General features: G+C 39.9%; 7 protein-coding genes, 1 tRNA gene and 1 pseudogene. 2 read left to right on the top strand and 7 right to left on the bottom strand.

Going from position 1 to position 9,047, the window contains the following annotated elements:
- Positions 1-109 precede the first annotated feature (109 nt).
- The 3 genes from AC1EU0_RS18925 to AC1EU0_RS18915 form a co-directional block, all read right to left on the bottom strand.
- Positions 110-185: transfer RNA gene (locus tag AC1EU0_RS18925), tRNA-Ala, on the bottom strand.
- 102 nt (positions 186-287) lie between these two features.
- On the bottom strand, positions 288-1,697 hold the full coding sequence (gene gltX, locus AC1EU0_RS18920) for a glutamate--tRNA ligase (RefSeq protein WP_480304331.1): 1,410 nt from the start codon (positions 1,695-1,697) through the stop codon (positions 288-290).
- A gap of 117 nt (positions 1,698-1,814) precedes the next feature.
- Positions 1,815-2,981 (bottom strand): nucleotide sugar dehydrogenase, encoded by a 1,167-nt coding sequence (locus AC1EU0_RS18915; protein WP_480304330.1) that lies wholly within the window; start codon positions 2,979-2,981, stop codon positions 1,815-1,817.
- Between the two features lie 294 nt (positions 2,982-3,275).
- Between AC1EU0_RS18915 and AC1EU0_RS18910 the strand changes: the two genes are divergently transcribed.
- Both AC1EU0_RS18910 and AC1EU0_RS18905 read left to right on the top strand, forming a co-directional pair.
- Complete coding sequence (locus AC1EU0_RS18910) at positions 3,276-3,710, top strand: nucleotidyltransferase substrate binding protein (protein ID WP_480304329.1); 435 nt, start codon at positions 3,276-3,278, stop codon at positions 3,708-3,710.
- Positions 3,703-3,999 carry a nucleotidyltransferase family protein gene (locus AC1EU0_RS18905; RefSeq protein ID WP_480304328.1) on the top strand — a complete coding sequence of 99 codons (297 nt, stop codon included), beginning with the start codon at positions 3,703-3,705 and terminating at the stop codon, positions 3,997-3,999. Before AC1EU0_RS18910 ends, AC1EU0_RS18905 begins: the two co-directional genes overlap by 8 nt.
- A 102-nt stretch (positions 4,000-4,101) precedes the next feature.
- Here AC1EU0_RS18905 and AC1EU0_RS18900 read toward each other — a convergent pair whose 3' ends face one another.
- The 4 genes and pseudogenes from AC1EU0_RS18900 to wecA all read right to left on the bottom strand — a co-directional run bounded on the left by AC1EU0_RS18900 (position 4,102) and on the right by wecA (position 8,859).
- On the bottom strand, positions 4,102-5,442 hold the full coding sequence (locus tag AC1EU0_RS18900; protein ID WP_480304327.1) for an MBL fold metallo-hydrolase RNA specificity domain-containing protein: 1,341 nt from the start codon (positions 5,440-5,442) through the stop codon (positions 4,102-4,104).
- A 62-nt stretch (positions 5,443-5,504) separates the two neighbouring features.
- Positions 5,505-6,515 carry a UDP-glucose 4-epimerase GalE gene (gene galE, locus AC1EU0_RS18895; protein ID WP_480304326.1) on the bottom strand — a complete coding sequence of 337 codons (1,011 nt, stop codon included), beginning with the start codon at positions 6,513-6,515 and terminating at the stop codon, positions 5,505-5,507.
- A 152-nt stretch (positions 6,516-6,667) separates the two neighbouring features.
- Positions 6,668-7,546, bottom strand: a pseudogene (gene galU / locus AC1EU0_RS18890) (UTP--glucose-1-phosphate uridylyltransferase GalU).
- A gap of 269 nt (positions 7,547-7,815) precedes the next feature.
- Complete coding sequence (gene wecA, locus AC1EU0_RS18885; RefSeq protein WP_480304325.1) at positions 7,816-8,859, bottom strand: UDP-N-acetylglucosamine--undecaprenyl-phosphate N-acetylglucosaminephosphotransferase; 1,044 nt, start codon at positions 8,857-8,859, stop codon at positions 7,816-7,818.
- Between the last annotated feature and the right edge of the window lie 188 nt (positions 8,860-9,047).

Below are 9,047 nucleotides of genomic sequence, written 5' to 3'. Positions count from 1 at the left end.
CCTGTTACCGCCGTGAAAGGGCGGTGTCCTAGGCCTCTAGACGAATGGGACACAATAGGACTTAGCGTTTATCTTTCATGCTAGGCATTAGGACAAACATTTAAGAATTTGGTGGAGCTAGACGGGATCGAACCGTCGACCTCTTGCATGCCATGCAAGCGCTCTCCCAGCTGAGCTATAGCCCCGAAATTCTTAATTACATTTGAGTACTCTGCGACTTAGGTCACCCTGTGTCTCAACTGCGAGGCGCATTCTATGCAGCGTACCCAAATGTGTCAACACGTTTTTTAGGAATTAAGCCTGTTTGCTATAAATTCAACCGCTTTCTCGATTCTTTGAGCACAACGTTCTTTACCAATCAGGTATAAAGTCGTGTCTAAAGAAGGCGACTGCCCTGCCCCAGTCACGGCTACACGCAATGGCATGCCTACTTTACCCATACCTACTTCGAGTTCAGCAGCGGTATCTTGAATTGCTTGGTGAATGGCTTCTGGTGTCCACTCTGCTAGAGCAGCGACTTTTTCTTGAACAAGTTTCAATGGCTCCATTGCAACACCACGCAAATGTTTTTTCGCTGCGGCTTCATCAAAAGCTTCATAATCCTCATAAAAATAACGACTAGAAGCTGCAAGCTCTTTTAATGTCTTCGCACGTTCAGATAATGCAGTAACCACTTGAGACAACTCAGGGCCGTTCGACATATCAATATTTTGATCCATCATGTGCCACATTAAATGCTCAGCAACATATTCAGCAGGCAACGATTTAATATAGTGTTGGTTCAACCATATTAATTTTTCAGTGTTAAAGGCCGAAGCCGCTTTATTTATGGCATCTAAAGAAAATAACTCTTTCATTTCATCCATTGAAAACACTTCCTGATCGCCATGAGACCAGCCCAAGCGCACAAGGTAGTTCAACAGAGCTTCAGGCAAATAACCATCATCACGGTATTGCATCACACTCACTGCGCCGTGACGCTTAGATAGCTTGGCACCGTCATCACCTAAAATCATGGCAACATGAGCGTATTCAGGAATTGGAGCATTTAACGCTTTCAATACATTAATTTGCTTAGGCGTATTGTTGATATGGTCTTCACCACGAACAACACAAGTAATGCCCATATCCCAATCATCTACAACAACGCAGAAGTTATAAGTTGGAGTACCGTCACTACGAGCGATAATAAAATCGTCTAGCTCTTCGTTTGAGATTTCAATACGACCACGAACATGATCATCAAAGACTACACTTCCTGATTGAGGGTTTTTGAAGCGAATAACATACTCTTCATCAGTGTCACGAGGAGCATGATCACGGCAATGGCCATCATAGCCTTGACGTTCACCTTTCTCTGCTTGCTCTTCTCTTAACTTCTCAACACGTTCGCGAGAGCAATAACATTTATATGCAGTGCCCTCTTCTAACATTTGTGCAATCACTTCGTTATAACGGTCAAAGCGCTTGGTTTGGTAATGTGGTCCTTCGTCCCAGTTCAAGCCTAACCAATCCATTCCTAACAAAATGGCATCACAAGCTTCTTGGGTTGAACGCTCTATATCGGTATCTTCGATACGAAGCACAAATTCACCATTGTTAGCTTTGGCATATAACCAAGAATATAATGCAGTACGAGCACCACCTACATGAAGAAAACCAGTAGGACTTGGCGCAAAACGTGTCTTAACTGTCATAATGGACACTTACCTTGAAATCTATATTGAATAAAGTGGCGTTATTCTATACCTGAGAGAATTGAGGTGCAATTTTCATGGGGATATCAAGAACAAAAGATTTAACGTGGATTATTTCTAATCAGCTCCAAATAAATCTCTGGTGTAAACCTTGTTTTCAACATCACGAATGTCATCAACCATTCGATTGGCAACGATTACATCACATTCTTGCTTAAATACTTCAAGCTCTTTAATGACTTCTGAATTAAAAAAGTGAGATTCCTCAAGAACAGGCTCATAGACAACAATCTCTATGCCTTTGGCTTTAAGTCGTTTCATAATTCCTTGCACTGAAGACGCCCGATAATTATCAGAACCTGTTTTCATGATCAGCCGATAAATTCCTACTCTTTTTGGGCTTCTATTAATAATCGACTCTGCGATGAAATCTTTTCGAGTATTATTAGCATCGACAATTGCACCAATAATGTTATTGGGTACGTCTTTATAATTTGCCAATAGTTGTTTGGTGTCTTTTGGTAAACAGTATCCGCCATAGCCAAAAGAAGGGTTGTTATAATGTGAGCCAATACGAGGATCTAATCCAACCCCCTCAATTATCTGTCGGCTATCCAAGCCATGAGCTTCAGCATACGAATCTAACTCATTAAAATACGACACACGCATAGCTAAATAAGTATTCGAAAATAGCTTAACCGCCTCTGCCTCAGTTGAGTTAGTGAAAAGTATCGGGATATTTTTCTTCTCAGCTCCCTGAGTCAACAATTGTGCAAAGCCTCTTGCCCGCTCAGAGTTCTCACCAATAATGATCCTTGAAGGATGTAGATTATCGTAGAGCGCTTTACCCTCACGCAAAAATTCTGGTGAAAAAAGAATATTCTCAATATTAAACTCATGCTTTATTCGCGCTGTATACCCTACGGGAACGGTAGATTTGATAACGATTAAGGCGTTTGGATTGACAAGCAACAGTGACTTGATAACAGATTCAACCGAACTGGTATTGAAATAGTTGGTGTCAGGATCATAATCTGTTGGCGTAGCAATAATAACCAGTTCTACGCCATCAAAGGCTTCTTGCTCACTTTCTGTTGCAGTTAAACTCAACGACTTAGAATTTAGAAAAAACTCGATTTCTTGATCTGAAACAGGAGATATTTTCAGATTCAGCATATCGACTTTAGATTTATCTATATCTAAAGCTATCACCTCATTATGTTGTGCTAACAAAACAGCATTAGAAAGCCCGACATAGCCGATCCCAACAACGCAAATTTTCATGGTCACTCATTAAGCTATATTCCTTTATAAACTCAAGTATTAACCATTTTTACTACAATGATATTTCAGTTTTCACTGTGCGTGCATAATACTGAAAATAAACGTCAGCGAATGCATAATATTTCATAAAATCTTATGGTCGCTATCGTGAATATTGGATGCAAAGCAACCACTAACTTTATACCAATCATTTGTTGACTTACAAAAACAGCATGCACTACATATTAGGTGCTGCTCTCAAAGTTTTACAACCTAAATCATCAAAAGTATACTTTAATCTGTAATGGAAACTTAATGGGAATCAAAGTGCCTATCGACACAAGCTACTTAACACGATGCATTCAGACACTTCTTGAAGCGAAGAAAAAGCTTGAACAACTTGACCAAGCAACGATTGAATATGACATTTATAGAGCAGCCAGTGTCAAAGAGTTTGAAATTGTGCTTGAGCAAGTTGGAAAACTACTAAAGCAAGCCTTAATCCCGTACATGCACTCAGCGAAAGCAGCTAAGACACTCACATTTAAAGATACTTTCAGAAAAGCAGCACAATTTGGTCTATTGACTACAGAAGAGGTGGAACGTTGGTTAGAATACAGAGACAATCGCAATCAAACAGCCCATGATTACGGAAAAGGTTTTGCTGACAACACATTAAAGCTACTAATGCCTTTCATTCAAGATGCAAGCAAGTTAACTCAAGTACTATCAGAACAAGAATATGATTGATATTAGAGAAAAAGACATAACCCAGATTCAAAAAATAGCAAAAGAATATTTGGTAGAAGGTACTAAACTTTGGGCATACGGAAGTAGAGTAAAAGGTACATCGTACGATGGTAGCGACCTAGATTTAGCCGTAATCACTCCAGTGGGTGAAATTAATGATATTGTAGAATTTCGAGAAAAACTTGAAGACTCAACAATCCCAATCATAGTTCAAGCTTACGACTGGCAACTCTTACCTGATTCTTTTAAATTCAGCATAAAACAGTGCTACCACGAAATTGAATTTTGAACTGCTAAGCATGTTAAAAAATTGACAGATCAAACAATCAGGCTATAACGTCTTGTCCGAGACTTATTTCTAGCTTTTTCCTATGGACAAAAAAGTAAATCATTAATCTTCACAAGCCAATTCAATTTCGACACCACTCAGCATTTCGGTTAATTTATCCCGCAACGCATACTGCGATTTAGGCTCTCCGTGAATCAATCGAATTCTCTTAAGGCCATTAATACCAGCGGCAAAGCTGACTAATTCATTGGCATCCGCATGAGCAGAATAACCATTCAACTTGTGAATTTGAGCTTTAACTTCAACAGACTCATCATTAAACTCAACAATCGAACGCCCTTTAAACAAGTCTCTACCCGGTGTGCCTTTTGCTTGATATCCAACCAATAACACATCTGTACGTTCATCAGCTAACAATGCTTCCATATAGTCGACAATTCGACCACCGGTTAACATTCCACTTGCAGCAATTACAATCACTGGTTCTGCCGAATGTTTAATACGATTAACTAAAGCGAGATGCTTTTTATGTGAGTTAATAGTTACTAACTGTTCAAAATCCAATGGATGCCGACCATTGATAATTTTCTCTTTAGCCTCTTTACTCCAAAGCGACCTAAACTCTCGATAACTTTCAGTAAATTTATTGGCTAATGGTGAATCCAGCACCACTGGAATACGAGCAACTTCACTTTTTGGCAGCTCATATATCAATTGCTCTAAATCAAATAATAATTCTTGGGTTCGACCGATGCTAAAAGCGGGAATTAAAATAGCACCACCATCTTGCAATGACTTTTCTAAAACCTGCTTTAAGCGCAAACGACGCGAAGCAATATCTTCATGCACTTTACGGCCATAAGTGCTTTCAATCACTAACCAGTCAGCAAATTGGGGAGGTATAGGATCTGGTAGTAACGGTGTATTCGAAGGACCTAAATCACCACTAAACACACCCACTTCACCATTAGGAAGGAAGCATTCAACATAAGCAGAACCTAGAATATGCCCAACCTGTTGAAAGCGAATAGAAAAAGGAAGATCTGAATTTAAAGGAATAACTTGCTGAACATCATAATCAACAGATACGATTTGATTACTAAGAAGAGGCTCAATCGCATCAAACATACGACGGGAAGAGAAATGAACTTTTAACGCATCTTCAAGTACTATCGGCAATAAAGCCGCACTAGCTTGAGTGCAATATACAGGGCCACGAAAACCAGCAGCCAATAACCAAGGAATGCGACCAATGTGATCCACATGACAATGAGTCACAATCAAGGCTTTAATTTTAGAGACATCAAACTCAATTGTTAAATCACGGCTTTCATTCCCTTGAAATAAGCCGCAATCAATTAACACTGAACATGAAGAGTCGAGAACTAACTCATGACATGAGCCAGTAACGCCATCCTTAGCGCCATGATGAATCACATCCATAATTCACCTATATGAAATAAATGTAATTACTTATTACACACAAGATTTAATTGAAGGTCAAATCATTCATATCCATTAGGGTTCATTGACTGCCAACGCCAAGTATCTTCAACCATTTCATCTAAAGTGTGTTCAGCTTTCCACCCAAGAACTTCTTCAGCATGGCTCGAATCGGCCCAACATTCAGCAATATCACCGGCGCGTCTTGGTAATACTTGATAAGGTACTGGCTTGTTTGAAGCCTTTTCAAAAGCGACGACCATTTCAAGTACACTTTGACCTTGACCTGTACCTAAATTGAAAATGTGCAAACCTGATAGTTTACCCACCTTATTTACCGCAGCAATATGTCCATCTGCAAGATCAACAACATGAATATAGTCACGAACACCTGTGCCATCTGGTGTTGGATAATCATCACCAAAGACGCCTAATTTTTCACGGCGTCCGACTGCAACTTGGGCAACAAAAGGTAGAAGGTTATTAGGAATACCTTGCGGGTCTTCTCCCAACAAACCCGATTTATGAGCACCAACAGGATTAAAGTATCGAAGTAACGTAATACTCCAATCAGAGGTCGCCTTTTGAAAATCCGTTAAGCATTCTTCGACCATCAGCTTGCTGCGACCATAAGGGTTGGTAGCCGAAGTAGGAAAGTTTTCACGGATTGGAACAGAGGCTGGATCACCATAAACAGTAGCTGAAGAACTGAACACTAACTGCTTAACCCCAGCTTTATCCATGGCCTCAACGAGATTCAACGTACCCGATACATTGTTATCGTAATACATCAGAGGCTTTTCAACCGATTCACCGACAGCCTTTAGACCTGCAAAATGAATCACACCTGAAATATCATGCTCAGTAAAGATCTTAGTTAAAATCAAACTGTCACGAATATCACCTTGATAAAACTCAGGTTTAACACCTGATACTTCTCTAATACGATCAAGTACAAGCTTTTTACTGTTATATAAGTTATCCAAAATAATAGGCGTAATGCCTGCTTCAATCATTTGAATACAAGTGTGGCTACCAATATACCCAGTACCACCTGTCACTAAAATCTTCAAAAGAACCTCAAATACTTATCTAAATAATAGCTAGAATGTCATACCCGAAAGGTCGAGCATCCAGTGCCTTTATGCTTTCAGAGCTTTACCATAGGTAGATTCTACGATAATCTCAAAACCAACGGTCCATCACTCTTCACATATGGTTAGCTCTAAATCATAGCCTTAAGAGCTTCTCTAAACTTTTCACCCAGCTTTTCATCATTCAAAGCATACTCAGCGAAGGCCAATGCGTAACCTAGCTTATCACCACAATCGTGTGATTTTCCTGACATATGGAAAGCTTCGACGGTTTCTTGCTCAATTAGCATATCAATAGCATCCGTTAGCTGGATTTCATTGCCAGCACCGACTGGTGTTTTCTCAAGCAGAGACCAGATATTAGCCGATAATACATAACGCCCAACAACCGCTAAGTTTGAAGGTGTTTCTTCAACAGCAGGTTTTTCTACCATGCTATTGATTTTTGCTGATTCACCTTCACATAAACCCGCCCATCACAATCAGCAATACCGTACTTATTTACTTCACTTTCAGGTACGGGAGCTACCATAATCTGGCTTGCGTTAGTATCTTTAAAACGAGCCTTCATTGCAGCCAGATTATCTGTGGATTGATTAGCAGTATACTCATCAAGGATCACATCAGGAAGAACTACCATAAATGGATTATCACCAATACATGGTTTTGCACACAATACAGCATGTCCAAGCCCTTTAGCCTCACCTTGACGAACATGCATAATAGTCACATCTTTTGGGCAAATAGAGCGAATTTCTTCTAGCAACTGACGTTTAACGCGCTTTTCAAGCGTGGACTCAAGCTCGTAAGACGTATCAAAATGATTTTCAATGGCGTTTTTACTCGAATGTGTTACTAACACAATTTCTTTAACCCCCCGCAGCCACACATTCGTTAACGATATACTGGTTCAGTGGCTTATCGACTAACGGTAACATTTCTTTTGGGATCGCTTTCGTTGCAGGCAACATACGTGTACCTAGGCCTGCAACGGGTATTACTGCTTTCATGTAACTGCCCTTAAAAACAAAAATGCCAGTGAAATACTGCTGTAGGTTAACTGAGATATAAGCGGAAGCATTAAACGATTTTAATTTCCTTAACTCTTGTCTTATGAACCAATCGTAGATTTCTGTTCATAGTTTATGAGTTTTGTGGGCTTTGCATACCCACAATTAACTGTTTAGCTTCTACCAGAATTGAGTGAAGATAAATGACTTTTGTGATGAAGTACTCCTTATAAACCGCAGTGATGAATGTCTGTTGTATGGAATATTTTTTAGTTTTTTCGGATCCAACGTAAGACCTGCCAAATACGCAATAATGCCCAATTATAAACGGCGAAAATACTCATGAAGACAGCAAACATTATCCATTCAGGCACAGAAAGTACTTCACCAGCGATGCCAATGGCTGCAAGGACTACAGCACTTAACCCAATAACAATTAACGTTTGTCTACGGGTATAACCTGCGCGTTCAAAAATATGATGTAAATGATCACGATCGGGCTTAAAAGGGGATTGCCCTTTTTTTACTCTTCGATACATGATTGCCGTCATATCCATTAGAGGGATGGCAATTAAATATAAGGCGGTGACGGGAGAAAATGCTTTTTGTGACGACTCAACGCCAATCACTAATAACCACACAACAGTTAAGCCTATCAACATGCTGCCGGCATCACCCATGAAAATTTTGGTGACGCCTTTAAATGGCCAACGGAGGTTAAAAGAAAGATACGCTAAAATGGCCGGGATAAACAAAAAGGCCAACATAAACCATTCATTACCTGCGCAATACATCAAAAAGGTCAACGAAACAAAGGTAACGAGGCTTAGCGTCCCCGCCAGACCATCAATTCCATCAACCATGTTAAACGCATTAATCGCACCAATCACAGCAAAGACCGTGACGAGCATGCCCATATAACCCAGTTTGAATTCATAGAAGTGAAAAATATGCCCTAATGTGGACAAATATAAATGCGCACCAAAAATCAAAATACACGCAATCAGCACTTGGGCAACAATGCGCACACGAACAGACAGATCATATTTGTCATCCAGTACCCCCAAAAATAGAATAAACGCCGCAGAGATGAGATAGAGATTGAACGATTGATCCACTGGCATTTCTAAACTGGATACCAATAAAACCCCTAAGAAAATGGCAACCCCACCAATGAGTGGAATTTGTCCAACGTGCAATTTACGCGCATTAGGCGCATCGACAAGTCCAAAGCGTTGGGAGATCGGTTTTAACGCCGTAATGGCAATAACCGTAAGAGCAAAAGAGGCAACAAAAGAAAGAAAATATTCCATATTTACTTTTCCATGGGGACAACAAAAGGAAATTTAGGCGCATTATAGCAGCCTCTGAACACAGAGGGTAATAAAGTTCGTCTAAATTATTAGATTGACAATATACTGACAATTGGTGAGTAGATAAAGAGATCTGATGGTGATGATGTACTTTGCTAGAGTTTGAGCTAAACAGCAACGGGGGCATA

The organism is Parashewanella sp. 2210YD4-3 (assembly GCF_056591735.1).
The sequence above is the reverse complement of the archived record's forward strand: the minus strand, read 5'-3'. Positions and strand labels throughout refer to the sequence as shown.